The 23,474-nt window shown below is 69.7% G+C and carries 26 protein-coding genes; 13 read left to right on the top strand and 13 right to left on the bottom strand.

Annotation, left to right across the window (positions count from 1 at the left end; translation table 11 throughout):
- Positions 1-27 precede the first annotated feature (27 nt).
- The 3 genes from MBA17_RS32720 (at position 28) to MBA17_RS32710 (ending at position 2,859) form a co-directional block, all read left to right on the top strand.
- On the top strand, positions 28-939 hold the full coding sequence (locus tag MBA17_RS32720) for an ABC transporter permease (RefSeq protein ID WP_238500747.1): 912 nt from the start codon (positions 28-30) through the stop codon (positions 937-939).
- Entirely contained in the window at positions 936-1,763 is an 828-nt protein-coding gene (locus tag MBA17_RS32715) for an ATP-binding cassette domain-containing protein (RefSeq protein ID WP_238500745.1), read from the top strand. Before MBA17_RS32720 ends, MBA17_RS32715 begins: the two co-directional genes overlap by 4 nt.
- Before the next feature lie 106 nt (positions 1,764-1,869).
- Positions 1,870-2,859 carry a LacI family DNA-binding transcriptional regulator gene (locus tag MBA17_RS32710; protein ID WP_238500857.1) on the top strand — a complete coding sequence of 330 codons (990 nt, stop codon included), beginning with the start codon at positions 1,870-1,872 and terminating at the stop codon, positions 2,857-2,859.
- An 80-nt stretch (positions 2,860-2,939) separates the two neighbouring features.
- On the opposite strand, the gene MBA17_RS32705 is transcribed toward MBA17_RS32710, so the two are convergent.
- Positions 2,940-3,719: an SDR family NAD(P)-dependent oxidoreductase gene (locus tag MBA17_RS32705; protein ID WP_238500744.1), complete on the bottom strand. Its 780-nt coding sequence runs from the start codon at positions 3,717-3,719 to the stop codon at positions 2,940-2,942.
- 277 nt (positions 3,720-3,996) lie between these two features.
- Between MBA17_RS32705 and MBA17_RS32700 the strand changes: the two genes are divergently transcribed.
- From MBA17_RS32700 to MBA17_RS32690, 3 genes are all read left to right on the top strand, one after another.
- Positions 3,997-4,689: a TetR/AcrR family transcriptional regulator gene (locus MBA17_RS32700; RefSeq protein WP_238500740.1), complete on the top strand. Its 693-nt coding sequence runs from the start codon at positions 3,997-3,999 to the stop codon at positions 4,687-4,689.
- A 267-nt stretch (positions 4,690-4,956) separates the two neighbouring features.
- Positions 4,957-5,148: a hypothetical protein gene (locus MBA17_RS32695; protein ID WP_238500738.1), complete on the top strand. Its 192-nt coding sequence runs from the start codon at positions 4,957-4,959 to the stop codon at positions 5,146-5,148.
- A 201-nt stretch (positions 5,149-5,349) separates the two neighbouring features.
- Positions 5,350-6,390: a helix-turn-helix domain-containing protein gene (locus tag MBA17_RS32690; protein ID WP_238500736.1), complete on the top strand. Its 1,041-nt coding sequence runs from the start codon at positions 5,350-5,352 to the stop codon at positions 6,388-6,390.
- A gap of 246 nt (positions 6,391-6,636) precedes the next feature.
- Here the strand turns inward: MBA17_RS32690 and MBA17_RS32685 are convergent, their stop codons facing one another.
- Together MBA17_RS32685 and MBA17_RS49805 are read right to left on the bottom strand one after the other, a co-directional pair.
- Positions 6,637-7,803, bottom strand: coding sequence for an acyl-CoA dehydrogenase family protein (locus tag MBA17_RS32685; protein WP_238500734.1), 1,167 nt, complete (start codon positions 7,801-7,803; stop codon positions 6,637-6,639).
- Positions 7,804-7,897: 94 nt separating this feature from the next.
- Positions 7,898-8,446, bottom strand: coding sequence for a TetR/AcrR family transcriptional regulator (locus tag MBA17_RS49805; RefSeq protein WP_274386292.1), 549 nt, complete (start codon positions 8,444-8,446; stop codon positions 7,898-7,900).
- Positions 8,447-8,524: 78 nt separating this feature from the next.
- On the opposite strand from MBA17_RS49805, the gene MBA17_RS32675 reads away from it, so the two are divergent.
- Both MBA17_RS32675 and MBA17_RS32670 read left to right on the top strand, forming a co-directional pair.
- On the top strand, positions 8,525-9,163 hold the full coding sequence (locus MBA17_RS32675) for an FMN-dependent NADH-azoreductase (RefSeq protein WP_238500727.1): 639 nt from the start codon (positions 8,525-8,527) through the stop codon (positions 9,161-9,163).
- Entirely contained in the window at positions 9,160-9,474 is a 315-nt protein-coding gene (locus tag MBA17_RS32670; protein WP_238500725.1) for a DMT family transporter, read from the top strand. Before MBA17_RS32675 ends, MBA17_RS32670 begins: the two co-directional genes overlap by 4 nt.
- 24 nt (positions 9,475-9,498) lie before the next feature.
- Here MBA17_RS32670 and MBA17_RS32665 read toward each other — a convergent pair whose 3' ends face one another.
- Positions 9,499-9,906, bottom strand: coding sequence for a VOC family protein (locus MBA17_RS32665; RefSeq protein WP_238500724.1), 408 nt, complete (start codon positions 9,904-9,906; stop codon positions 9,499-9,501).
- A gap of 77 nt (positions 9,907-9,983) precedes the next feature.
- On the opposite strand from MBA17_RS32665, the gene MBA17_RS32660 reads away from it, so the two are divergent.
- On the top strand, positions 9,984-10,577 hold the full coding sequence (locus tag MBA17_RS32660; protein WP_238500717.1) for a TetR family transcriptional regulator: 594 nt from the start codon (positions 9,984-9,986) through the stop codon (positions 10,575-10,577).
- Between the two features lie 244 nt (positions 10,578-10,821).
- On the opposite strand, the gene MBA17_RS32655 is transcribed toward MBA17_RS32660, so the two are convergent.
- From MBA17_RS32655 to MBA17_RS32645, 3 genes are read right to left on the bottom strand one after another with little or no spacing between them, the layout of a single operon-like run.
- Complete coding sequence (locus MBA17_RS32655; RefSeq protein WP_238500716.1) at positions 10,822-11,832, bottom strand: ABC transporter substrate-binding protein; 1,011 nt, start codon at positions 11,830-11,832, stop codon at positions 10,822-10,824.
- Positions 11,829-12,623, bottom strand: a complete 795-nt coding sequence (locus tag MBA17_RS32650; protein WP_238500711.1) for an ABC transporter ATP-binding protein — start codon at positions 12,621-12,623, stop codon at positions 11,829-11,831. The genes MBA17_RS32655 and MBA17_RS32650 overlap by 4 nt, the downstream gene beginning before the upstream one ends.
- Position 12,624: 1 nt before the next feature.
- Positions 12,625-13,746, bottom strand: a complete 1,122-nt coding sequence (locus MBA17_RS32645) for a FecCD family ABC transporter permease (RefSeq protein ID WP_238500709.1) — start codon at positions 13,744-13,746, stop codon at positions 12,625-12,627.
- Between the two features lie 174 nt (positions 13,747-13,920).
- On the opposite strand from MBA17_RS32645, the gene MBA17_RS49800 reads away from it, so the two are divergent.
- The 3 genes from MBA17_RS49800 to MBA17_RS32635 all read left to right on the top strand — a co-directional run bounded on the left by MBA17_RS49800 (position 13,921) and on the right by MBA17_RS32635 (position 17,394).
- Complete coding sequence (locus MBA17_RS49800; RefSeq protein ID WP_274386291.1) at positions 13,921-14,052, top strand: hypothetical protein; 132 nt, start codon at positions 13,921-13,923, stop codon at positions 14,050-14,052.
- An 8-nt stretch (positions 14,053-14,060) separates the two neighbouring features.
- Complete coding sequence (locus MBA17_RS32640; RefSeq protein ID WP_238500707.1) at positions 14,061-15,260, top strand: MFS transporter; 1,200 nt, start codon at positions 14,061-14,063, stop codon at positions 15,258-15,260.
- Positions 15,261-15,771: 511 nt separating this feature from the next.
- The gene (locus tag MBA17_RS32635) at positions 15,772-17,394 is read left to right on the top strand and encodes an ABC-F family ATP-binding cassette domain-containing protein (protein WP_238500706.1); all 1,623 of its coding nucleotides are present in this window, start codon (positions 15,772-15,774) and stop codon (positions 17,392-17,394) included.
- A gap of 128 nt (positions 17,395-17,522) precedes the next feature.
- Here the strand turns inward: MBA17_RS32635 and MBA17_RS32630 are convergent, their stop codons facing one another.
- From MBA17_RS32630 to MBA17_RS32620, 3 genes are read right to left on the bottom strand one after another with little or no spacing between them, the layout of a single operon-like run.
- Positions 17,523-18,383 carry a haloalkane dehalogenase gene (locus MBA17_RS32630; RefSeq protein ID WP_238500704.1) on the bottom strand — a complete coding sequence of 287 codons (861 nt, stop codon included), beginning with the start codon at positions 18,381-18,383 and terminating at the stop codon, positions 17,523-17,525.
- Positions 18,384-18,423: 40 nt separating this feature from the next.
- Positions 18,424-18,819: a pyridoxamine 5'-phosphate oxidase family protein gene (locus MBA17_RS32625; RefSeq protein ID WP_238500702.1), complete on the bottom strand. Its 396-nt coding sequence runs from the start codon at positions 18,817-18,819 to the stop codon at positions 18,424-18,426.
- Positions 18,816-19,631, bottom strand: coding sequence for an NAD(P)H-binding protein (locus MBA17_RS32620; protein ID WP_238500700.1), 816 nt, complete (start codon positions 19,629-19,631; stop codon positions 18,816-18,818). The genes MBA17_RS32625 and MBA17_RS32620 overlap by 4 nt, the downstream gene beginning before the upstream one ends.
- Positions 19,632-19,714: 83 nt before the next feature.
- On the opposite strand from MBA17_RS32620, the gene MBA17_RS32615 reads away from it, so the two are divergent.
- Positions 19,715-20,293: a TetR/AcrR family transcriptional regulator gene (locus MBA17_RS32615; RefSeq protein WP_238500698.1), complete on the top strand. Its 579-nt coding sequence runs from the start codon at positions 19,715-19,717 to the stop codon at positions 20,291-20,293.
- A gap of 70 nt (positions 20,294-20,363) precedes the next feature.
- Here the strand turns inward: MBA17_RS32615 and MBA17_RS32610 are convergent, their stop codons facing one another.
- The 3 genes from MBA17_RS32610 to MBA17_RS32600 are packed head-to-tail and all read right to left on the bottom strand — an operon-like array spanning position 20,364 to position 23,459.
- Positions 20,364-21,137, bottom strand: coding sequence for a carbohydrate ABC transporter permease (locus tag MBA17_RS32610; RefSeq protein WP_238500696.1), 774 nt, complete (start codon positions 21,135-21,137; stop codon positions 20,364-20,366).
- 44 nt (positions 21,138-21,181) lie between these two features.
- A complete protein-coding gene (locus tag MBA17_RS32605) occupies positions 21,182-22,141 on the bottom strand; it encodes a carbohydrate ABC transporter permease (RefSeq protein WP_238500694.1) in 960 nt (319 codons plus the stop codon).
- Positions 22,131-23,459 carry an ABC transporter substrate-binding protein gene (locus tag MBA17_RS32600; protein WP_238500692.1) on the bottom strand — a complete coding sequence of 443 codons (1,329 nt, stop codon included), beginning with the start codon at positions 23,457-23,459 and terminating at the stop codon, positions 22,131-22,133. The genes MBA17_RS32605 and MBA17_RS32600 overlap by 11 nt, the downstream gene beginning before the upstream one ends.
- Between the last annotated feature and the right edge of the window lie 15 nt (positions 23,460-23,474).

The raw sequence follows: 23,474 nt of genomic DNA, 5'->3' as shown, positions 1-23,474 counted from the left end.
GCACTCACCACGCCGACCGTCGGCCCCATGGTCGCCCTGCTGGTCGCCTGCGTCTTCTTCTCCCTCAACAACGAGCAGTTCCTCAGCGGCGGCAACTTCTCGCTGATCATCCAGCAGGTGATGGTGGTCGGCACGCTCGCCATCGGCCAGACACTGATCATCCTCACCGCCGGGATCGACCTGTCCAATGGCGCGATCATGGCGTTCGGCGGCATCGTCATGGCCAAGCTCGCCGCGGACGGGGTCGTGCCGCCGCTGGTCGCCATCGCGCTCGGGCTGCTCGTCTGCGCGGGGTTCGGCGCGGTCAACGGACTGCTGGTGACCGCGATCCCGCTGCCGCCGTTCATCGTCACGCTGGGCATGCTCAACGTCGTCTTCGCCCTGACCCACATCTTCTCGGGCGACCAGACCGTGGTGAACCTGCCCGCGCCGCTCACCGCGCTGGGTGGCACCTTCGCGATCGGCGACACCATGGTGACCTATGGATCGCTGCTGACGATCCTGCTGTTCCTGATCTTCGCCTACCTGTTGAGCCAGACCGCCTGGGGCCGGCACGTGTACGCGTTGGGCAACAGTCCCGAGGTCGCCCGGCTCACCGGCATCCGCACCGGCCGCCTGACCGTCGGGGTCTACACCGTGGCCGGCCTCGTGTACGGCATCGCGGCGCTGTTGCTGGTTTCGAGGACCGGAGTCGGCGATCCGCAGGCCGGGCAGACCGACAACCTTGACAGCATCACCGCCGTGGTGCTCGGCGGCACCAGCCTGTTCGGCGGCAGGGGACTGGTCGTCGGCACGCTGCTCGGCGCCCTGATCGTGGGCGTCTTCCGCAACGGTCTGCAGCTCATGGGCGTCCCCTCGATCTACCAGACCCTGATCACCGGTGTGCTGGTCATCCTGGCGGTCACCGTGGACCAACTCTCGCGCAGGAGGATCTCATGACGGAACCCCCCGCCGTCCCGGTCATGCAGGCCCGCGGCCTCGTCAAGCGGTACGGCCACGTGACGGCGCTCGACGGCGCCGACTTCGACCTGATGCCCGGCGAGGTGCTGGCCGTCATCGGCGACAACGGCGCCGGCAAGACGAGCCTGATCAAGGCGCTGACCGGAGCGGTCCAGCCCGACGAGGGCGAGATCCTCCTGGGTGGCGAACCCATCCGGTTCCGCGATCCGCTCGACGCGCGCAGGCGCGGAATCGAGACCGTCTACCAGGATCTGGCCGTCGCGGCCTCGCTCGACATCGCCAGCAACATGTTCCTCGGCCGCGAGATCCGCCGGCCCGGCCCGCTGGGCACGATCTTCCGGATGCTCGACCACAAGCGGATGCGGGAGGAGTCGGCCCGGCACATGGCCGAGCTCAAGATCGGCCTGCGATCGCTGACCCAGCCGGTGGAGTCGCTGTCGGGGGGACAGCGCCAGGGCGTGGCCGTGGCCAGGGCGGTCGCCTGGGCCCAGCACGTCGTGGTGATGGACGAGCCCACCGCGGCGCTCGGCGTCAAGGAGTCGGGACAGGTCCTCGACATGATCCGCAGGGTCCGCGACCGCGGTCTCCCGGTGATCCTCATCAGCCACAACATGCCGCACGTCTTCGAGATCGCCGACCGTATCCACGTGCAGCGGCTCGGCCGCCGGGTCGCGCAACTGAAGCCGGGTGACCACGAGATGGCCGAAGTCGTCGCGATCATGACGGGCGCGCTGCGGGTGGACGCCTCTGACGAGACGGTCGTCGCCGACCAGGGGGCCGCCCGCGCCATCGGCCTCTCCTGACCGATGGTCATGCGTCAAGGGCTGGTTAACCACCTTTAGCCTGTCTTGAGACGCGCAATTCAAGAGAACAGAGTGGTGAACCATGTCCAGAGCCCGCCGCCCGACCATGAGCGACGTGGCTCGGGAAGTCGGCGTGACGGCCAAGACCGTCTCCAGAGTCGTCAACGACGAAGGGCCGGTGTCGGAGGAGACCCGTGCGCGCGTCCTGGAGGCGATGGCCAGGCTCGGATTCCAGCCCAATCTGATGGCGCGGAACATGCGGATCGGCGCGCGCGACTCCACCATCGGACTCGTCATCCCCGACATGGGCAATCCCTTCTTCGGCACCGTCGCGAGCGGAGTCGAGAGCGCTGTACGGCCACGCGGTCTCACCCTGATCGTCGGATCCTCCGAGGAGACTCCCGAGCGGGAACGCTCGCTGATCTCCACCTTTCTCGCCCGGCGGGTGACCGCGCTCCTGGTGGTGCCCTCGGCCGGCGGCGACCACCGTCCGATGCGCACCGAACGGTCGGCGGGCCTCCCTCTCGTCTTCCTGGACCGCCCCGCGAACGGGCTCACCGCCGACTCCGTGGTCAGCTCCAACCGAGAGGGCGCACGCTCCGGCGTCGCCCACCTGATCGGGCACGGACACCGCAGGATCGCCTTCGTCGGCGACCTGCCCGACCTCTACACCAGGCGGGAGCGGCTCCAGGGCTACCGCGACGCGCTGGCCGGCGGAGGCATTCCCTTCGACCGGTCGCTGGTGGAGATCGGGCACGACCACGAGGCCGCCGCGGCCGCCGTGGCCCGTGTGCTCGCCGGACGGAACCCGGCCACGGCCGTCTTCGCGGCCAACAACTTCGCCTCGACCGGCGTCATCCTCGGCCTGGCCCGGCTCCGCCGCCGCGACGTGGCCCTCGTCGGCTTCGACGACCTTCCCCTCGCCGAGGTGCTGGAACCCGCCCTGACCGTGATCGCCCAGAACCCCGCCGCGATCGGCCAGGCGGCCGCCGAACTCCTGATCTCCCGCCTGAACGGCGACCGCTCCAAGGCCCAGTCCGTGGTCGTCCCCACCCGCCTGATCATCAGAGGCTCCGGAGAGGTCCCGCCGTCCTGAACCGCGGGCAGGGGACATCCGGGACCACGGGCTGACCGTGGTCCCGCGTCATGTCACGCACACTGCCGACCAAATGCTGGTCAGCCCTCCAGGGAGCCCAGCAGGCGGCGGGTGATGTCGCTGAGCCGCGCGGCGGCCTCAGGGGAGAACGACCGGTGGTCCAGGCTGATCGGCTCGGCTTGCATGAAGGCGCTGAGCGGGGCGGGAGGCGGGGTGTCGATGCGGGCGACGATGGGCTTGACGCCCTCGGCGACGGGCGCGCCGTACCTTTTGAGCGACTCGACGTGGGCGGCGGTGGCGGCGTCGTACTGGCCACGGAAGGCGGTCGACACGGGCCCGGGGTTGATCAGGACATATCTGGTACGGCCGGCCACCGGCCGATCGGCGAAGGCCACGCCGAGCAGGTCGTTGGCGCGCCCGGCCTGCATCTGGGCCGTCACCCCGGCGTAGCCGCGCTCCAGCATCAGGTCGTCCCAGTGGAGGCGGCCCATGGGAACGCCGGGGCCGGACACGTTGATGATGACGCCGGGGTCGGTCAGGCCGTGGCTGAGCAGGTGGCGGCTCAGATACTCCAGGGCGAAGGTGGCCTCCAGCCCTTCGGCGGTGACGAACCGGGTGGAGCGGAAGTACCTGGCGCACAGCACGAGCGCGTCCACCGTCGGGAATGCGGCGTTGATCTCGTCGATGACCCTCCTGTTCTCACTGACCAGGCTGAGGTCGGCGGCGATGGCATGGGCGCCGGGGAGGGCCTTGCTCTTGTCCCGGCCGACGATGACGACGGTGTCGCCACAGCTCAGGTAGGTGCGGGCGAGCTCTTTGCCCATCCCGTCGGTGCCGCCGGTGATCACCAGGGTCTTCATGTGGATGCCTTTCCGGAGAGTACGGGTTCAGCGGGGATCGACGGACGGCCGGGCAGCAGCGGGACGACCGCCAGAATGATCGCGATCATGGCGAGGACGGCCCAGAAGATGTGACACCGGCGAGACCCGCCGAGCAGGACCACGGCGATCAGCGCCAGGGTTCGGGGAACCAGTCGATCATCATAAGAAATGAACTCACTGGTTCAACATAGTGACCACGTGTGTCAAGTAGCAACTGGGGCGTTCAGCAACTTGAACTCGCCGGTATAGTGAGGGCGTGGCCATATCCAGCGGACGGATCGACAAGCGGCAGGCGATCCTGCGGGGCGCGTTCGCCGTATTCGCCCGCCAGGGCTATGCCCAGGCCTGCGTGCAGGAGATCGCCGACGAGGCGGGGGTGGCCAAGCCCACGGTCTACAACCACCTCACCGACAAGGCCACCCTCTTCGGGCACGCCGTCCAGGCCGCCGCGCAGACCGTGCTGCAGCAGCGGCTGGCCGCCCTCGAACCGCTGGTCGAGCCCGGCGACGACCTGCGCGCGACGCTGGAGAGCGTCGGTCACGAGCTGGTCCGGCTGCACTGCGACGACCACTCCTGCGCGCTGCGACGACTCCTCTACTCGGAGATCATCCGATTTCCCGACATCCTCGACATCGTCACCGAGTTCGGCCCACACCGGCTCACCCAGGCCCTGGCTGACCGTCTGGCCCGCCTCGCCTTGTCCGGCCGCCTCCGCACGACCGAGCCCGAGCGGGCGGCCGAGCAACTGCTCGCCCTGCTCACCGGCCCGTTGGAGGCACGTTCCCAGATGGGCACTCGCCCGCTGGGCGACGATGAGCTGCGGGCGCTGGCCGGCGCCGCCGTCGACACGTTCCTCCAGGCGTACCCTGCAGCCGGCCGAGAGCGGGGCCGCGCCGTCCGCCCCCCGCACGGGTCGCCGGACCCGGTGGCGGCGCCGCGCCCCAGCTGAAGCGCTTGTTCATCGGCTTGACGCGAACACCTGCCCGACGCGCGTGCCGAGGTACGTCTCGAACACACCGATGGCGCGCTCATCGAGCATCACCACCACGCCCGGCGTCGGCTACCGCGTCGTCGGCCCGGCCGATTAGTCGCTCTGCCCCGGGAAGTGCGGTACGCGACTGGCTTCGGCCGCGCTCACCGGAGGAGAACGCATTGATTTCCGGCTGGGCGCGCTCTCGCGAATACGCGCTGGACACCGTCTGATTACGCTGTTCTCGTGCTCGACGGCCATCTCCATCGGCTGCGCCTGCCTGCGCGAGGCCGGCTCGCACAGCGTCGAGGCGATGCCGACTCCACTGCCGATCCCTGCGGTGACCTCGGTGAACGTCTCGACTTCGCCAAGCAACTGGTCGAAATCGCGACCGGGACGGCGTACGGCGGGCAACGTGGAGCTGAGCGGAAGCGCTGAACCTAAACTGACTTGTGAGAATTAAGGCACTCATGAATTGCCGACAGAGTCTTCGTTATCGGCTCAGTATAATTTCGGTTATTCGCCCTAGAGGTGCTGTTTTGGATGGTTCGTCCTGGTTTGAGCTCAATTGGGGAATGGTTTTCCCTTCTTCGATCTTGTAGCCTGCCACTGAATGTCAATGTGTGTCAGGGAGAGCCGGTGCAGGATCGTACAACCGGGACTCCGCGGCCTGAGGACGTGACGACGACGGCGGAGTTCGTCGCGGCGCTCGGGAGACTGCGGAAGTGGTCGGGTCTCACCTACCGCCAGCTCGCGGCCCGCGCGACCGCGGCCGGTGATGTACTGCCGCCGAGCACCACGGCCACCGTCCTGGGACGCGCCAAGCTTCCCCGTGAGGACTTCGTCGCCGTCTTCGTCCGTGCCTGCGGCTTCGACGAGGTGGAGGTGGCACGCTGGGTGGCGGCTCGTAAGTCTCTGGCAGCCGGGACCACACCGGCCCCGATGACACTGGGGGAACAGGATGGGCCCCCGGCCGACGTGCCTGTGATGGCGGCACCTGCCGACGAAATGCTGGACGTAAAGGCGACTCCGGACGATGACGGCGAGGTGCCGCGACGGGTGTGGCGCCTGTTGTCGCCGGCCCGGATCGTCCTGACGGTCACGGTGCTCGCCATACTGACCGTTGTGGCGCTGATGAGGGGGGCCGACGGTAGCGGGAATCGCGATACGCAGGCCACCCCCGCCCCGAAAGGGTCGGTCGTCGCCACCCTCCCCACCGGCTGGTACGGCCTGACCCCGTCGCACGTCGCCGACCGTGATCTGTGCGTGGGCGAGGGGCGGGAGCGCAACGGACGCAGTGACCGGCCGATCGCCGTGCAGCGGCCCTGCGACGACCTGCTGCCCGACACGTCTCTACGGGCCCTCGGCGGGGGAGTGTACGTGATCGAGTGGCACCATCCCAAGGAGGGAGTCGGTTGCCTGGTAGTGGACGGCGCGTTCGTGGGAGGGGACGCGCTCCTCGGGCCGGTCGGCTGTGACGATGCCGCCGACCAGCAGTACAGGTTGGAGCCGACGGGTGAGGGCTTCAAGGTCCGCCCGGTGCACAGCGGCTGGTGCCTCGGAGCTCTGTACGGCCCCCGGGACGTCGGGGCCGGTGCCGAGATCGCCCAGGTGGCCTGCGAGGACAGACCAGACCAGATCTTCCTTATCCGCCCGCGCCCGGCTCCTAAAAAGGACTGAGCCCACCGTTCGCGATGCCCCGCTTCCCTCCCTCGAAAGGCTTCGACGAAGAGGAGCGGCCGAGCCGGTACCAGGCCGAGTTCCCTGGTAGGGCGTGCCGGGATGACCGCTGGTACGCGAACGTCATCCGCACGCGCGAGCTCTCCTGAGCACCGGAGCGGGAGGCCCGGTGAGAACGCGCCCATCACGTGGCTCAGGGAAGCCCGACCGGCAGGCACCATGGTGATCGCGGGTCGGAGCACTTCCTCATGCCTGCAGGGCGAAGATCGTCCAGGACTCGTCCGGAGCCAGGCCGGCCAGTTCGCGGCCGCACTCCTGGAGCACCTGCGGGCCCGAGGTGATGTGCGCGGTGCCGGCGTGGACATCCCTGAACAGCCGCTGGATCAGCCCGTCGCGCAGCGCCGAGGTGCCCCCCGACGCGTAGACGAAGCGGGCCACCTCCGCGACCGTCGACGTGATGTGGTTGAGGGCGAGCCGTACCATCGTCTCCTCGCGCACGTCGAGTGTCCGGCCCGACTCCAGGGTGCGTTCCGTGGCGTCCCAGGTCCCGTGCACCAGGGCCGTCGCCGCGCGGAACGTCGCCTCGGTACGGGCGAAGTCGGCGTGGAAGGCATCGCTGCCGGCGATCTGGCCGGGCCGCCCGGCCCGCGCCCCGGCGTAGCGGATCAGCTCGTCGAGCAGCCGGCGGCCGACACCGAGCGCCCAGCCGGAGTGGCAGATCAGCGCCTGGTCGAGCAGGCCGAGCCGGTAGATCACGCCGCCGCGTAGCGGCTCGTTCTGCGCGAAGACGTGCGTCTGCGACTCCGGCACGAAGGCGCCGTCGATGGCGTAGTCGATGCTGCCGGTCGCACGAAGGCCCAGGACGTCCCAGTTGCCGAGCATTTCGACGTCTTCGATCGGGGTGATGAAGATCCGGGTCTCATCGGTGCCCTCGATGGCGCCCAGGCTGTGAACGTACTGGGCGTGCGGCATGCCCGAGGCGAAGCTCCACCGCCCGCTGAGCCGGAAACCACCGTCCTCCCGTACGGCGGTGCCCGGCCGGGTGCCCTGGCCTGCGAAGACCGGCATCCGCGGGCCTTTGAAGATCCGCTCGATGGCCTCGTCTCCCAGGTACGCGCCGGCCGTTCCGTTCTCCAGGGTGGTGGCCATGACCACCCAGCCCGTCGAGGGGTCGGCGTACGAGAGCTCTTCGAAGACGGCGAGCAGTTCTCTGGGGGACAGTTCGGCGCCGCCCAGCGGAGCGGGCACCCATACGCCGAAAAGTCCTGCCTCGTGCAGGGCGTCGACGACGGGAGTGGTGAGCCTGCCCTGTGCCTCGGCCGTGGCCGCCTCGCGCTCGATCAGGGGGCGTAGCTCGCGGGCCCGGTCCAGCATCGTGGTGCCGGCGGTGTGCAGTCGCGGCGTATCGCTCATTCCAGGTGCTCCTGTCCGTGATCGTCGGCGCTTTACTCCGTCAGATCACAAAAGAGCAATGTTGTCCAGAGCCGACGGTGCGGGCAGGCATCGTTCAGCCGGTCACTCGGCGGGCCAGGTGTGCCAGGGCCGTGGTGATCTGGGCGGGGGTGAGGCCGCGGTCGTCGCGCTGGTAGGCGTAGACGTCGGGGGCGAGCGGGGCCAGCAGCGGTTCGACCAGGGCGTCGGGAGCCGGGTGGGCGGCGGCGGTGAGCAGCGCGCGGACGTGGGCCCGCCAGAAGCCGTAGGCGCCGGTCTCGAAGCGGGAGCGGCCGGTCTCCGCACCGAGGACCAGGTGGGAGTGGTCTTCGAGGAGCCGGACCATGGCGGCGTAGAAGGCGGCCAGGCGTTCGCCGGGCGGGGCTCCCGGGCCGAGGGGCGGGTCGCCGCGCAGCAGCCGCTCCTGCAGGGCGCGTTCGTGCTCGTCGAGCAGGGCCACGGCGATGGAGGCGCGGTCGGGATAGCGGCGGTAGAGCGTTCCCCTGCCCACGCCGGCGGCACGGGAGATGTCCTCCATCGTCACGTTGGGCGCGCCCTTGGCCGCGAACAGCTCCTCGGCGGCGCGCAGGACCCGCATCCGGTTCCGTTCGGCGTCGGCTCTCATGGTCCCAGCATAACTGGACACGCCGTCCGTTTGCTGCCTAACATAAGTGGACACAACGTCCACTTATCGGGAGTCGTCATGCTTCTCCATCTCGACGCCGCCGCCCGCCGTACGTCCTTCTCCCGCAAGCTCTCGCGGACCTTCGCCGAGGCGTGGCGGCAGGCCGATCCCGAGGCGTCGTACGTCTACCGTGATCTCGCGGCGGATCCGGTTCCGCACATCGGGGAGGCGTGGACCGAGCTGTGCGATCACGTCCTCGCCCACGGCATAACCGATATTTCGCGCTATAAAGAGGCCGTCCGTACGGCGGAGCACGCAGCCGCCTGGGCCGTCGTCGAACCGCTGCTCGGCGAACTCGTCGCCGCGAAGACCGTTCTGATCGGCGTTCCGATGTACAACTACGGCGTGCCATCGTCGTTGAAGGCGTGGCTGGACCAGGTCACCTTCCCCCGGATGTCGCTGAAGGGCCGGACCTTCGTGATCGCGGGGGCGCGCGGCGGCGCCTATGGGCCGGGCGCGCCGAAGGAGCCCTTCGACCACCACGAGCGCTATCTGCGCGATTTCATCCAGGGCCACTTCGCGGTGGAGGACGTGACGTTCGTGCACGCCGAACTGACGAACTCCCTCGTCGACCCGGCCCTGGCCCACCTCAGGGCCGCCCACGAGGAGTCCTACGCGGCGGCGCTCGCCCTGGCCGGGAAGGCGGCGACGAGGTGAGCTGGGCCGTGCTGATCCTTGCCGGGCTGGTGGAGGTCGCCTGGTCGCAGAGCATCAAACCGACGGAGAACTTCACCCGGCCGCTCCCCACCCTGGTCTGCTTCGCGCTGGCGGCGGCCGCGGTGTGGCTGCTCTCCCGATCGATGAACACCCTGCCGGTCGGCACCGCCTACGCCGTGTTCACCGGCATCGGCGCGATCGGCGCGGTCACACTCGGCATCGTGCTCCAGGACGATCCCGTGACCGTGGGCCGCCTGGCCGCGCTGGCCCTCATCGTCGGCGGAATCGTCCTGGCCAAGGTCACCGCGTGACCGCCCACGCCATGCTGCCGATCTTCAGTTGAGGAACTGGCCGGCGTACTCGCCGGTGGGCGCGATGTTGGTGATCACGTCGATGAGCACGCCGGTGGGGTCGGCGACGATGAAGTGGCGCTGGCCGAAGTCCTCGCTGCGGATCTCCAGTTCGGGACGCAGGCCGCCCCTGACGACGAGGCGATCCCACTCGGCGTCGACGTCGTCGATCTCGAAGTTGAGCAGCAGGCCTCGCGCGGTGGTGTCGCGGAAGCCGGCGGGGATGGTCGGGTGGGCCGGGTCGAGCAGCGCCAGCTCGTACTCCTCGCGGCGCAGGCTGATGTACCAGTCGGCCTCGAAGGTGATCTCGAAGCCGAACAGGCCGGTGTAGAAGTCACGCGACTCCTGGAGGCGGTTGGTGCAGATGACCGGATAGAAGCTGCCGATCTTCACGGTGGTCCCCTTTCGCGTACCGTTGGTATGTCGAAATTAGTTCACATACCAACGGTATGTCAAAGGAGTTCGAGACGATGACGACGCCGAATACCAGGGCGGTGCTGCGGGAGCGGACCAGGCGGACCCTGCTCCACGAGAGCAGGCGGCTGTTCGCCACCCAGGGGTACGCCGCCGTCGGCCTGTCGGAGATCGTGCGCGCGGCGGGCGTCACCAAGGGCGCGCTCTACCACCACTTCGAGAGCAAAGCCGAGTTGTTCCGCGCCGTGCTGGCGGAGATCCAGCAGGAGGTGGGGGAGCGCGTGGCCGCCGCCGCGGACGCCGAACACGACCCGTGGACGCAGCTCGTGGCAGGGTGCCAGGCCTTCCTCGCCGCCGGCGCCGACCCCGACGTGCAGCAGATCATGCTCGTCGACGGCCCCGCGGTCCTCGGCTGGAACGAGTGGCGAGCGCTGGACGAGGCCGCCTCGGCCCGTCACCTGGCCCAGGCGCTGACCGAGCTGATGGCGGCGGGAGTGATCGTCGAACAGCCGGTCGCACCGCTGACCAGGCTGTTGTCAGGGGCGATGAACGAGGCGGCGTTGTGGCTGGCGTCGACCGCCGACCCGGGCGACCTGGCCGACACCCAGGCCGTGCTGTCGCGGCTGCTGGAGTCACTGCGCGCGCGTTGACCATTGTCCTTTGAAGCGCCCCCCACGGCCAAAAGCCATGGTCGGGCTGGTGGGGATCAGGACGATCAGTATGGCCGGGTTGACGGAGGACTGGGTACCAACTTGCTCACCGTGGAGTCCGGCACCACGCTGCCCGGCGAGGAATCCAGGCTGCCTCCCGAAGCGGAGGGGCAGCCGACGCGGAACAGGACCGGACAGCAGCGGTGACGGCGCGCCTTCGTACGCCTGGGGGCGAGGCGGGCTCTCAGCGTTCGAGTTCGCGCAGATAGGCGCCGAACTTCTCCAGGCCGTCCACGATGCGGGGCCCGCTGATCGCCTCGTTGTAGTCGATGATGTGGAACCTGTCGTGGCGTACGGCGGGCACCGAGCGCATCCGGGGCGAGGACTTCAGAAAGGCGATCTTCTCCTTGGCGGGCTTGTCACCGTAGTCGAGGATCATGATGATCTCCGGCTGGCCCTTGACGACGGCCTCCCAGCCCACGGAGGTCCAGCGGCCGTCGAGATCGCCGAAGATGTTCGTCCCGCCCGCCGTTTCGATGATCTCGTGGGGAGGGGCCTGGTTGCCTGAGGTGAAGGGCTGGTCGGTGCCGGAGTCGTAGAGGAACACCCGTGGCGAGTAGCCCTTGGGTGCTTGTTCCCGGACCGCCGCCACCCGCTTCTTGAGCTGGTCGGTGACCCTTCTGGCGCGGTCCTGGGCGCCGAAGATCGCGCCCAGGCGTTCCAGGTCGGTGTACAGGCCCTGGAACGGTGCCACCTTGAACGGATGGTCGGGGTAGTTGTAGCAGGTCTCGCTGTGCATGAAGCTCTGGATGCCGAGACCGTCGAGGATCTCGGGCGTGATGCCGCGCTGGTCGCTGAAGCCCGACTGCCAACCGGCCACCACCAGGTCGGCCTTGGCGTCGACCACCAGTTCACGGTTGAGGAGGTCGTCGCTGAGCATCTTGACCTTGGCGTACTCCGCGGCCCACGGCGATCGTGTGACGGGTGGGTTCGCCGGTGGCATGACGTAACCGGCGACATGGTCGGTGAGCCCGAGGACGAACATCTTGTCCGCGCTCCCGGCCTCGTAGACCACCGTGCGTTGCGGGCGGTGATACTCCACCTCCTCCGCGCAGCGTGCGACCTTGACCGGTGCGGGCGCGCCCTGCCGCGCGGTGACCTGGGCGCCGCAGCCGGTCACCAGGATCATGCCGGCCATGGCGGGGATCAGCATCGCGCGCAACGGGGAGCGCCTGCCGGGTGTGGGTTCGATCATGAAAAGGTTCTCTCCGTGGTGGTGGATGGGGAAAGGGAGTAGAGAAGCTGGGGATCTCCGGTCAGCGGGTGTGACACGACGCTCGCCTCGACCCCGAACACCCGCCGCACCAGGTCGGTGGTCAGCACCTCGCGCGGTGTGCCGTAGGCCGTCAGTGAGCCGTCGTGCAGAACGCCCAGCAGGTCGCAGAGCGCGGCGGCCAGGTTGAGGTCGTGCAGGACGATCAGCACCGTCAGCCCGGTCCGCCGCAGCAGCGACAACAGTTCGATCTGGTGTCGCACGTCGAGGTGGTTGGTGGGCTCGTCGAGCACCAGTACGGAGGGCTCCTGGACCAGCGCGCGGGCCACGAGGACCCGCTGGCGCTCGCCGCCCGACAACGCGAGCACGCCGCGATCGGCCAGATGCAGGACGTCGACCTGTTCCATCACCCGCCGGCACCGGTCGCGTTCGCCGGGGCTCAGGGGCCGGTTGCCGCGAAGGTGGGGCGTGCGTCCCAGCGCGACGACCTCCGCCACGGTGAAGTCGAGGTCGGTCTGGTTCTCCTGGGCCAGCGCGGCGACGGTTCGCGCGCCCTGGCGCAGGGTGAGCGTCGCGAGGTCGTCGCCGCCGATCCAGACCGTTCCCGTGGTGGGACGCAGGGCGCGGTAGACGCAGCGCAGCGCGGTGGACTTGCCGCTGCCGTTGGGTCCGACGAGCCCGACGATCCGGCCGCCGGGGACGTCCAGCGACAGGCTTCGCAGCAGGGTCCGGCCATTGACGACGACGGAGAGGGCATCGAGTCGGAGGTCCATGTCAACGCCCCCCGAACAGATAGCCTCTGCGGCGCATCAACGTGATGAAGACGGGGACTCCGACCAGCGCGGTGATGACGCCCAGCGGGAGCTCGCGGGGCGCGAGAAGGGTGCGGGACACCAGGTCCACCCAGACCATGAAGACGCCGCCCGCCAGGGGAGCGACGGTCAGCACCCGCGCATGGCCCGCGCCGACGACGATGCGCACGAGGTGCGGCATGACCAGCCCCACGAAACCGATGGCGCCGCTGACCGCGACCATCGCGCCGGTCATCACGGAGGTGAGCACGAACAGCCTCCCGCGCAGCCCGGCGGTGTTCACCCCGAGGCTGGCGGCCGTCTCATCGCCCAGCGCCATGACGTCGAGGGAACGGCTGTGTCTGCGCAGCTCCACGACACCGGCGATCACGACGGCGGAGACCAACGGCAGGGACCCCCAGGCGGCGGCTCCGAAGCTGCCCATCGTCCAGAACAGGACCGTGCTCGTCGCCTCGCCGTCGGGTGCCAGGTAGATGAGCACGCTCATCAGCGCCTGGAATCCGTACGCCATGGCGATCCCGGTCAGGACCAGGCGCAGCGGCGTCAGGCCCGCCCGGGTGTAGGAGGCGAGGTAGACCAGTGCGCAGGCGGCGAGCGCGGAGAGGAAGGCGCCGGCCGACAGGGCGTAGACGCCCAGCGTGGTGAGCACGCCGAACACGCTCACGGTGACGGCTCCCACCGAGGCGCCCGAGGACACGCCGAGCACGAACGGGTCGGCCAGCGCGTTGCGGACCATGGCCTGGATCGCCACGCCGACGACGCTCAGGCCCGCTCCGACTACGACGGCGAGCAGGACCCGGGGCGTGCGGACCTGCCAGATGATCTGGTAGGTCGTGAAGTCGTCCGCCGAGACGGCGCCTCCGGTGAGCGCGGCCCAGACGTAGCGGGCGGTCTCGTCTGGGGGGATGACGGCGGGACCGAGACCGATGGCCACCAGGACGGACGCTGCCAGGATCACGGCCAGCGCGATCACGGTGAGGGTGAGGCCGGTCGGGGAGCCGAACCACTGCCCGGTTCGTTCCGGCTCCGCCGAGGCTGGAGGCGCGGAGTCCGCGGGCAACCGGTCAGCCGGAGACACACGCATGGGGGAGGTTCGTCCAATCTTGGAAGTGAAAACCGTTATCAATCACGCTAGCATAGTGATTGGTGTGACATATTTGCGATTGAGATGTTTTTGCGAGCAATGTGCATCTGGTGCTCGGTGGGAAGGCGAGACTGTGACGTTCGCCGGCTCCGCGCCGATGATGCCGGGGCTCATGTGCGTCGCTCGCTGCCCGGCCGGATGATCCGCGACCGGGCGATCCCCGCTGTCGTGCTGCTGACCGCCCCCCAGCGGGCACCGCCGCACGACCGGCCCTACCACGGAACGAGGCTGGCCGATCCCCCATGACGCAAGAGATGAAGGAACAGGTCCCCGGCGACCTCCGTATGGCCGGCTCCTTGTGGCCGTACCTGGTCGCCTCGGCGGTCGGGTTGCTGCCCTTCACCGTCTTCAGCACCTTCCTGGTGCCGATCGCGGATGAGACGGGCACGAGTGTGGCGGCCGTCGGCGGATTGCGCGGCATCGGCGGGCTGGCCGCCCTGGTGATCGGCACCGCACTCGCCCCGTTCGTGGACCGGGTGCCCCGGGGATGGGCGGTGGCCGGCTCGCTCGTCCTGCTGGGCGCCTCCTCGGCGCTGGGCGCGGTGGGCGAGTTCCTCACCATGACGATCTTCTGCGCGCTGGTGGGGGCGGCCATCGCCGTACTGAACCCCGCGTTGACGGCCGCCGCGGCGGACCGGTTCGGCTCAGGGGCCGCGGCCGGTCGCGCGGCGACCCTGGTGACCGCGACGCAGTCGCTGGCCGCCGTCCTGGCCGCGCCGGTGATCGCCCTGCCGGCTCTGCTGTGGGGCTGGCAGGGCAACCTGCTCGCGGTGGCCGCCGCAACCCTGATCCTCGCCCCGGCCTTCCTCATCGGAGGTGTCCGAGGCGCTCACGACTCCGTCACCCGGTCCGACCGGCTGGGTTACCTCGCGTCGTTCAGAGCCCTGGCCGCGGTGCCCGGCGTGGTGCCCCTCCTCTTCGTCGCGGCCCTGCGGACCGCCGCCTTCATGGGTTACCTCGCCTACCTGGCCGCCTTCTACCACGAGCGCTTCGGGCTCTCTCCCGGACAGGTCACCCTGGTCTGGAGCCTGAGCGGGGTGTCGTTCTTCGTCGGCAACCTGCTGGCCGGTCGCGCCGGTGCCGGCCCGGGGAACCGGCTGGGCCCGGAGACGATGCTGCGGCTCGGCCTGCTGGTCGCGCTCGTGTCCATGGGCGCCCTGTACTGGGTCTCGCTGCTGCCGCCGGCCCTGGTGCTCACCGCGCTGCTCGGGGCGAGCCACGCGACCGTCGCGGCGTGCGTCGTCAGCCTGCTGGTGAGACGGTGCGGGGCGCTTCGCGGCTCGGCGCTCAGCCTCAACGCGGCCGGGATGAGCTCGGGCGTCTTCGCCGGAGCGGCGCTCGGCGGGCTCGGTCTGGGGCTGGCCGGGTATCCGGGCATGGCGCTCGCCTTCGCCCTGCTCACCCTCACCGCCCTGCTGATCAGCTTTCGCGTTCGCGGAGCGTCCGCCGCGTGATGAGGCCGCGACCGGATGTGGGGCGGCACGATCCTGCTTCGCAGACCCGTGAGGGCACGCCGGGGGAGTGGGGATGGGGCGCGGGTCTCACCGTCTACCGGATCGTGCAGGAGGCGCTGACGAACACGATGAAGCATGCCGGCCCGCAGGCCATCGTGCGGGTACGGCTGGGCTACACGGGTTTGACCGCGGCGAGGCAAGGCCCGGAGACGGCGTGTCGGGGCACTGCCCCGGATCTCCGTCGGCCTGCGTCCAACCGCTTTCCCCGCCCTGAGGTCCCTTGATCTGAGGGTGCTTCCAAGATCCGCTGGTAGGCTGGCGGCATGCAGTATCTGTACTTCCTCTGAGGACGACCACCTCGGCCGCCTGTGCTGTCCCGGTTCGACCCCGATCAACGGGCCCGGGCGCGGCCGAGTCTGTGCGCTGACGTCTCTCACCTTTCGCGGGTCTCCCCGTGCCCACGCCTCTTGTCGTGCCGGCGCGCGCGGACGCCTGCGCCCTTGGAGGAAGTGTGTCCCCCCTTACTGCTCTACCGGCACATTCGCGTGCCCATCTCAACGCCACCGACCTGCGTCTCGCCCGAGGCGGCCGGCCGGTTCTGACCGGTGTGGATCTGACCGTCTCCGCCGGTGACCGGCTGGGGGTGGTCGGCGAGAACGGCCGCGGGAAGACCACGTTGCTGCAGGTGCTCGCCGGAACCCTGGTTCCCGACTCCGGCTCGGTACGGCGGGCGGGCACGCTCGGCGTCGCCGACCAGGAGATGCCGGTCGGCGACGACCGTACGGTCGGCGGCCTGATCGACGTCGAACTCGCCCAGGTACGCGCCGTGCTCCGTGAGTTCGAGTCGGCGACCCTCGCACTCGCCGACGAACGGCCCGGTGCCGATCAGGCGTACGCCGACGCGCTCGCGGCCGCCGAGTCCATCGACGCCTGGGACGCCGACCGCCGCGTCGACATCTCGCTCGCCGCACTCGGCGCGGTGGACGACCGCACTCGACCGCTGGCCGGGCTCTCCGTCGGGCAGCGGTACCGGATCCGGCTGGCCTGCCTGCTGGGCGCCGGGTACGACCTGCTGCTGCTCGACGAACCCACCAACCATCTCGACGCGGCGGGCCTCGACCACCTGACCGTCCGCCTCCGTGAGCACGCGGGCGGGGTGGTGCTGGTCAGCCACGACCGTGCGTTGCTGACCGACGTCGTCACCTCGGTGCTCGACCTCGACCCGACCAGCGACGGCCGCCCCCGGACCTACGGCGGCGGATACGCCGGCTACCGGGAGGGGCGTCAGGCCGAGCGCGAACGCTGGGAGACCGAGTACCGGGATCAGCAGAGCGAACAGCAGCGGCTCGCGCAGAATCTCTCCGCGGCGCAGAACCGGCTGTCCACCGGGTGGCGGCCGGAGAAGGGAACCGGCAAGCACACCCGCGCGACCCGGGCACCCGCTCTGGTGCGGGCGGTGCACCGGCGGCAGGAGGAACTCCAGGCACACGTCGTCGACGTTCCCAAGCCGCCGTTGCGGTTCCAGCTGCCGCGGCTCGAGGCGCCACCGGGAGCCACGCTCCTGCGGGCCGATGAGGTGATGGTGAGCGGCAGGCTCGAATCGCCTGGTTCGGTGCATCTGCGGGCCGGTGACCGCCTCGTGGTGACCGGGCCCAACGGTTCCGGCAAGTCGACCCTGCTCGCCGTACTCGCGGGGACGCTGGCGCCGGACTCGGGGGCCGTCCAGCGGAAGCGGGGCGCCCGGGTGGGCCTGCTCGCTCAGGAGTCGCCGCCGCCGTCGCGGCGGCGGGCTTTCGAGGTCTACGAAGAGGTCGTGGGCCGGCTCGTCAGCTCGGGCGAGCTCGACCCGGCCGACCGGTTCGGGCTCTCGCAGCTTGGCCTGCTTCCCGCGAGTGCCGCTCAGCGGCCGGTGACCGAGCTGTCGATCGGCCAGCAACGGCGGCTCGACGTGGCCGTCCTGCTGGCCGCGCGACCGCAGGTCGTACTGCTCGACGAGCCGACCAACCACCTGTCGATGGCCCTGGTCGAGGAACTGACGCAGGCGCTGGCCGTAACGGGTGCCGCCGTGGTGCTGGCCACCCACGACAGGCAACTGCTGCGCGATACGGCAGGCTGGCCGCGGCTCCGGCTCTGACCGCGAGCTCCGGCCACCCCCGGCCGGAGCCCACGGTGCCGTCCTGCCGGGGGCCGCCGCGGCCTCGGCAGGCACGAACGGCGTGGACAGGGCAGGCACGAGCCCGCGCTCGGGGATCGCTCCGGGGTTCAAAGCAGCCGGTGCTTGTCCGCCCATGCCGCGATGTCCGCGGCGATCGTGTGCGGCTGGTCCTCCGGGGTGTGGTGCCCGGCGATCACGTCGTGCCGCGCGATCTCGAGCCCGGCCATGTTCGCCGCGCACCAGCCGACGAGTTCCGGCCCCATCATGGCCCCGGGGCCGGGCTCGAACGTGATCAGCAGCTTCGGCACCTCCGCGCTGGTCGCCAGCCACTGGTCGTAGGCCTCGACCCTGGCCACGACGTCGGCGGGTTCCCCGCCCAGCGGCATCGAACGCGGCCACCGCAGCAGCGGCGACCGGCTTTCCCTGGTGGGGTACGGCGAGCGGTAGACGTCGAGGTCGGCCTGGCTGAGAGGGGTGGCGACGGAGCCGGGCAGGACCTGTTCGATGAAGGCGTTGTCGTCGAGGATCATGGACTCGCCGACGCCTTCTGTCTTGATCGCCTGGAACAGCTGCCGCCCGCCTTCGGGGAACTCCTCCCAGGCCATCGGCTTGACGATGGTCTCGGTGAAGGCGATGCCGCGCACCCGTCCGGGGTGGCGGGCGGCCCAGTCGAAGGCCAGCGCGCCACCCCAGTCATGGCCGACCAGCACCACGTCATCCAGGCCGAGCGCGTCGAACCAGGCGTCCAGATAGCGGGCGTGATCGGCGAAGGTGTAGTCGATGGCGGCCTTGCCTGATTCGCCCATGCCGATCAGGTCCGGGGCCAGGCGGCGGCCTGAGCCGACGGCGGGCAGGATGTGCCGCCACAGATAGGAGGAGGTCGGGTTGCCGTGCAGGAAGACCATCGGCGTGCCGGCGCCGAGTTCCCGGTAGAAGATCGTTGAGTCGAGTACCCGCTGAGTGGCCATGGGGGAGCTCCTGGGAGTTCTGGAAGTTCTGGGAAGTTTTCTAGAAAGAGGTGTTGAGTTTCAGCACGCGGTCCACCGCGATCTGGATCACGACCCGGCCGGGCGGTTCGGGCGGGGGAGAGGCGTAACGCCGGGCGTAGCGGCGTACCCCTTCGGCCACCGCCGGCGGATCCGCGCTGAGCGTCGCGGCGCCTTCGAGGGTGACCCAGCGGAATCCCGCCACCTGGCAGAGCGCGGCGCGGCTACCCGGGTCGGCGATCACGTTCCTGGCCTTACGCGAGGAGGCGACCGTCAGGACGCGCGCCAGGCTCGCGGCGCCGTCCCAGGTGAAGCGCACCGGCACCACGTGCGGCGAGCCGTCGGGCCTGAAGGTGGTCAGGGTGGCCAGGTGCGGCTCGGCGAGGAAGGCCTCGACCGAGCCGGGTGGCCTGTTCATCGGAAGGCGGCGATGTTGCGCGCGGTCCAGTCGGCGAAGGTGCGCGGTGCCCGGCCGAGAAGCCGCTCCACGTCAGGGCTGATCCTCTGCTCGGCGGCCGTGGGCTCACCCAGGATGGCCAGCGTGCCGTCGGCCACCGGTTCGGGCATGAACCGCAGCATCTGCGCCCTGGCCTCGGCGCGGGTCTGCTCGGTGAACCGCACCGGCTCGCCCAGCGCGGCACCGATGACCGCGCCCCGCTCCCGCGGGGTGACCAGCGCGGGACCGGTCAGTTCATAGGTGCGCCCGCCATGGCCTGTCTCGCGCAGGAGCACCGCCGCCACCTCGGCGATGTCGGACGGGTCGATGGCGGGCAGTCCGACGTCGCCGAACGGCGCGGCAGCCGTGCGCTGGAGTCGGACGCTCTCCGCCCATGCGTAGGCGTTGGAGTGGAAACCGCCCGGCCGCATGATCGTCCACTCCAGACCGGACAGGCGTACGGCCTTCTCGAACGCCGCAGGGTGGCGGTAGCTCTCCGGTCGCGTCCCCGCGCCCTGGGAGGAGAGCAGCACGATCCGCCGGACCCCGCCCTTCCTCGCGGCGTCGAGGACGGCCTCCGGATCATCGCCCGCGACGATGAGGAACAATGCCTCGGCCCCCTCGAACGCCGCCCGGAGGCTCGCGGGCTCGGCCAGATCGGCCTGGCGGTGCCGTACCCCCTCGGGCAGTTGCGCGGGTTGCCTGGAGACGGCGGTCACCTGCTCGCCCGCGGTGGCGAGCACCTCTACCAGCGCTCGTCCGACGTTCCCGGTGCCGCCCGTTACTACGATCATGAGTCGCGCTCCGTTATGAGTTAGTTGACTGACTTAATTGGAGACCATAGCGGATCGGAGAAGGTGTGTCTATTCTTAGTTGGGTGACTAACTCAACGAGATCGGGGTCGAGGTCGGGGAAGCGGGAGCGGCTGGCGAACGCCGCCGCGCGGGTGCTGCACGAACAGGGCGCCGAGAAGACGACCCTCGCCGACATCGCCCGGGTGGCGGACGTCCCCGTCGGCAACGTCTACTACTACTTCAAGACGAAGGACCAGCTCATCGAGGCGGCGATCGACGCGCACGCCCGCCGGCTCGACGAGATGCTCACCGAGCTGGCCGAGCTGCCCGCTCCGGAGGAACGACTCAAAACGCTGATCCGCGGCTGGGTCGATCAGCGTGACGTCGCCGCCAAGTACGGGTGCCCCACCGGAACCCTGGCCTCCGAGCTGGACAAACGCGACGACGGCCTGGACCGCGTGATAGCCGAGGTCATGGGGGTGCTGCTCGACTGGGCCGAGCGGCAGTTCCAGGCGATGGGCCGCGGTGACGCCCGCGAGCTCGCGGTCGCCCTGATCGCCGCCTACCAGGGCATCTCCCTGCTCACCAACACCTTCCGCGACCCCGAGCTCATGACGGTCGAAGGCCGTCGCCTGGAGCGCTGGATCGACTCGCTCACCTGACGGTCAGCCGGTCGCGCGCCTCACCGGCGGCGCGCGACCGGGCGTGCACGACAGCCACGGCGCAGGCGCGCTAACCCTTGATCGCGCCCTGCGAGATGCCGTTGACGAAGCTCCGCTGGAACGTGAGGTACACGATAACGATCGGCGCGATGACGATCAGGCTGGCCGCCGCCAGCAACGGGATGTCCGTCGAGTACTGGCCGACGAAGAGCCCCAGGCCGCTCGGCGCGGTCCGCCGGTCCGGGTCCTGCATCATGACCAGGACCAGCAGGAACTGGTTCCACGACCACATGAAGTACAGGACCGACAAGGTGGTGATGGCCGGCCACGAGATCGGCAGCAGCACCCTCAGCAGGACGACGAGGTCCCTGGCGCCGTCGATGCGCGCCGCCTCGACGAGTTCGTCGGGGACGCTCGAGAAGTGGGTCTGCATCCAGTACACGCCGAACGGCATGAACAGCGCGGCCTCGGCGAGGATGATGCCGATGTAGGAGTTGGTGAGGCCGACCTCGCGCAGGTTGAAGTAGAGCGCCACCACCACGAGCTCCACCGGCAGCGTGAGTCCCAGCACGAACCCGGCCGACAGCGTCCGGTTGCCCCAGACCTTGAGGACCGTCAGCCCGAAGGCGGCGAGGACGGCCAGCACCACCGCGAGCGGCACCACGCAGAACGCGATCAGGACGCTGGAACGCATGAGGTTGGTGAAGTTGCCCCGCTCCCAGGCGAGCGCGAAGTTCTGCCACGACCACTGGTCCGGAATGCTCAACCCGCTGATCTGGGCGCCGGGGGAGTGCAGGGCGGCCAGCACGATGCCGACGAACGGCAACAGCACCGTGACCGCCATCACGACGAGTGCACCGTATCGGAGGGTGACGCCGCCGCGCGTACTCAACTCTTGTCCCTTGTCACGTAGCGGATGGTGCTGACGATGGCGACCACGATCACGGTCAGCAGTACGGCGAGCGCGCTGGCGCCGCCGATGTCGCCCTCGTTGAAGGCCAGCCGGTAGACGAGCAGCGCGGGCACGTTGGTCTGCCCTGCCGGACCGCCGTTCGTCGTGACGAAGACGAGGTCGAAGCTGGCCAGCGCGGCGATCGTGGTGATGACCCCGGCGATCGTGATCTCCTTGCGCACCCCGGGCAGGGTGACGTGCCGGAACTGCCGGTACGACCCCGCGCCCTCCAGGGAGGCGGCTTCGTAGAGGGATGGGTCGATCTTCTGCGCCCCGGCGAGGAAGAGCATCATGCACAGCCCGCTCATCGTCCAGGTGCCGATGAGCCCGAGCGCGATCAGCGCCAGGTGGTAGTCGCCCAGCCAGGCCCGGGTGAACGACCCCAGCCCGGCCAGGCCGAGAAGCTGGTTGACGACGCCGTCCTCGCTGTAGAGCCACCGCCAGGTGATGCCGACGGCGACGAGCGGCAGCACCTGGGGCAGGAAGAAGACGACCCGGAAGAACGTCATTCCCCGGCGTACCTTCCCCAGCAGGAGGCCCGTCATGAGCAGGCCGGCGGCGACGGGGATGAGCGAGAAGAAGACGATCAGCACTAGGCTGTGCAGGACGGCCTCGTAGAGCGCCTGGTCCTGGAAGATCTTGACGTAGTTCTCCAGGCCCGCCCAGCTCGGCGGCAGGATCCCGTCCCAGGTCAGGAAGGACAGGCGCAGCGTGTTCAGCGCCGGCCAGATGGCGAACCCCAGGTACACCGCGAGCGCGGGGAGCACGTAGAGCCAGCCGCGCGCCCGGCGCCGGCCGCCGGGCGGGCGAGCTGCCCGCCCGGCGGCGATCCCGTCCCCGCCGCGAGCGGGCGCCGCCCGCCGCGGGGAGACGGGTGCGGCCATGTCAGGAGCCATGGTGCTCGTCCCACGACTTCTGCAGGGAGCGCAGGAAGTCGTCGGCGGTCACCGTGTCGCTGATGAGGCCCTGGACGCCAGGGGTCAGCTTGTCGATCATGCCGGGGGAGGCGAAGTCGGGGAACGGGACGATCCCGTTGCTCTGCGCCACCCTGGTGAAGCCGGTCGTGATCTCCGCGCGCAGGCCTTCCGCGTCCAGTTCGGCCTTGGTGTCGACCGGCATGAACCCCCCGTCGAACTGGATCTTCGCCGCCTCGGGTGAACTCAGGTAGTCGAGGAACGCCGCGGCGACGTTCGGGTTCGCGGTCTTCGCCGAGATGGCGTACGCGACGCTCGCTCCGGAGGCGACGGCCACCGGCTCGCCCGACTCCGAGGGCGTGAGGAAGAAGCCGACGTCGTCCCCCATCTCGTCCTCCAGGGCGGCGGCGGCCCAGTTGCCGGTCACCAGGAACGCGCTCTTGCCCTTGGCGAAGTTCGCCTGCGCGTCGGTGTCGGCCGTGGCGTTCGCCGACGCGGGGACGAACCCCTTGCGCACCCAGCCGGACAGCGTCTGGGTGGCCTTCTGCGCGCCCGGGTTCTCGATCGTGGAGCCCGCCTGGCCGTACACCCAGGGCCGGTAGGCGCCGACGTCGCCGGTGACGTTGAGCAGCGCGTTCCACAGGTGGAACCCGCCGACCTGGAGCGCGCCGACGCTCAGCGGGACCTTCCCCGAGTCCTTCACGCGTTGCATCGCGCCCTCGAAGTCGGCCAGCGTCTTCGGCACGTCCTTGACGCCTGCTTCGGCCAGGATCGATTTGTTGTAGAACACGCCCAGGACGGAAAGCCCGCCGGGTACGGCGTACAGGCTGCCGGTGCCGAACTGTTTGGCCGACTTGTCGGAGGTGAGGACCTCCAGGCCGGCCTGCGGGAACTTCTCGGCCCAGCCGTGCGCCTTGGCCCACGGGCCCAGGTCCAGGATGAGGCCGGCGGGGACCAGGGAGCTCATCGCGCCGGGGTTGTACTGGGCGATGTCCGGTGGCTCGCCGGACGACATCGACAGTTTGATCGACTTGACGTAGTCGTTGAACGGCGTCAGCTGGGGCTTGATGGTGACGTTCGGGTGCTGCTTGGTGAAGCCGTCGATGAGCGCCTTGGTGGGCGGGTCGTTGGTGTAGGCCAGGGTGAGCGTCACCGGTTCGTTGGAGATGGTCGTCGACACGTCGATCTTCCTCTCCGTGCCTCCCGCCGAGCCGCCGCTGCCCGCGCAGGCCGTCAGGGCGAGTGTCGCCGCGGTGCCGACCGCCAGCAATGTCGCGTGCCACCGGACTGGTGTCGTCATACGCATGACCTTTCT

It is taken from the genome of Dolomitihabitans soli (genome assembly GCF_022213955.1).
GTDB classification, from domain to species: domain Bacteria; phylum Actinomycetota; class Actinomycetes; order Streptosporangiales; family Streptosporangiaceae; genus Streptosporangium_A; species Streptosporangium_A soli.
The sequence above is the reverse complement of the archived record's forward strand: the minus strand, read 5'-3'. Positions and strand labels throughout refer to the sequence as shown.

What these genes read in the sequence shown, in the direction of transcription:
- MBA17_RS32720 (WP_238500747.1), top strand. Translation starts at nt 28, where the DNA reads ATGGTCGCCCTGCTGGTCGCCTGCGTCTTCTTCTCCCTCAACAACGAG.
- MBA17_RS32715 (WP_238500745.1), top strand. Translation starts at nt 936, where the DNA reads ATGACGGAACCCCCCGCCGTCCCGGTCATGCAGGCCCGCGGCCTCGTC.
- MBA17_RS32710 (WP_238500857.1), top strand. Translation starts at nt 1,870, where the DNA reads ATGAGCGACGTGGCTCGGGAAGTCGGCGTGACGGCCAAGACCGTCTCC.
- MBA17_RS32705 (WP_238500744.1), bottom strand. Translation starts at nt 3,719, where the DNA reads ATGAAGACCCTGGTGATCACCGGCGGCACCGACGGGATGGGCAAAGAG.
- MBA17_RS32685 (WP_238500734.1), bottom strand. Translation starts at nt 7,803, where the DNA reads ATGAGCGATACGCCGCGACTGCACACCGCCGGCACCACGATGCTGGAC.
- MBA17_RS49805 (WP_274386292.1), bottom strand. Translation starts at nt 8,446, where the DNA reads ATGAGAGCCGACGCCGAACGGAACCGGATGCGGGTCCTGCGCGCCGCC.
- MBA17_RS32675 (WP_238500727.1), top strand. Translation starts at nt 8,525, where the DNA reads ATGCTTCTCCATCTCGACGCCGCCGCCCGCCGTACGTCCTTCTCCCGC.
- MBA17_RS32660 (WP_238500717.1), top strand. Translation starts at nt 9,984, where the DNA reads ATGACGACGCCGAATACCAGGGCGGTGCTGCGGGAGCGGACCAGGCGG.
- MBA17_RS32655 (WP_238500716.1), bottom strand. Translation starts at nt 11,832, where the DNA reads ATGATCGAACCCACACCCGGCAGGCGCTCCCCGTTGCGCGCGATGCTG.
- MBA17_RS32650 (WP_238500711.1), bottom strand. Translation starts at nt 12,623, where the DNA reads ATGGACCTCCGACTCGATGCCCTCTCCGTCGTCGTCAATGGCCGGACC.
- MBA17_RS32645 (WP_238500709.1), bottom strand. Translation starts at nt 13,746, where the DNA reads ATGCGTGTGTCTCCGGCTGACCGGTTGCCCGCGGACTCCGCGCCTCCA.
- MBA17_RS32640 (WP_238500707.1), top strand. Translation starts at nt 14,061, where the DNA reads ATGAAGGAACAGGTCCCCGGCGACCTCCGTATGGCCGGCTCCTTGTGG.
- MBA17_RS32630 (WP_238500704.1), bottom strand. Translation starts at nt 18,383, where the DNA reads ATGGCCACTCAGCGGGTACTCGACTCAACGATCTTCTACCGGGAACTC.
- MBA17_RS32625 (WP_238500702.1), bottom strand. Translation starts at nt 18,819, where the DNA reads ATGAACAGGCCACCCGGCTCGGTCGAGGCCTTCCTCGCCGAGCCGCAC.
- MBA17_RS32620 (WP_238500700.1), bottom strand. Translation starts at nt 19,631, where the DNA reads ATGATCGTAGTAACGGGCGGCACCGGGAACGTCGGACGAGCGCTGGTA.
- MBA17_RS32610 (WP_238500696.1), bottom strand. Translation starts at nt 21,137, where the DNA reads ATGGCGGTCACGGTGCTGTTGCCGTTCGTCGGCATCGTGCTGGCCGCC.
- MBA17_RS32605 (WP_238500694.1), bottom strand. Translation starts at nt 22,141, where the DNA reads ATGGCTCCTGACATGGCCGCACCCGTCTCCCCGCGGCGGGCGGCGCCC.
- MBA17_RS32600 (WP_238500692.1), bottom strand. Translation starts at nt 23,459, where the DNA reads ATGACGACACCAGTCCGGTGGCACGCGACATTGCTGGCGGTCGGCACC.